At 43.4% G+C, this 279-nt stretch carries 1 pseudogene; it reads right to left on the bottom strand.

The annotated features are described in order from the left end of the window. Nucleotides 1-279 (bottom strand): annotated as a pseudogene (locus AAEY62_RS22080) (oxaloacetate decarboxylase); the annotation flags it as partial.

Raw genomic sequence — 279 nt, 5'->3', positions numbered from 1 at the left:
GTGCTGGTGTTAGGCCATATTCACCTTTTAATACGCCAGCTGTTTCTTTAGTAATTGTTTTATAGCGCTCACCCGTTAGTACATTAAGTACCGCTTGAGTGCCTACAATTTGCGACGTTGGTGTAACAAGCGGTAAAAAGCCTAAATCTTCTCGTACACGTGGGATCTCAAGTAAAACTTCATTAAGCTTATCTGCTGCGCCTTGCTCTTTAAGCTGGTTTTCCATGTTAGTTAACATGCCACCAGGTACTTGCGCGAGTAAAATACGGCCATCAACCC

This window comes from Pseudoalteromonas sp. GW168-MNA-CIBAN-0100 (assembly GCF_040309225.1).
GTDB classification, from domain to species: domain Bacteria; phylum Pseudomonadota; class Gammaproteobacteria; order Enterobacterales; family Alteromonadaceae; genus Pseudoalteromonas; species Pseudoalteromonas arctica.
Note: the sequence above shows the minus strand (reverse complement) of the source record. Positions and strands in the feature narration are given on the sequence as shown.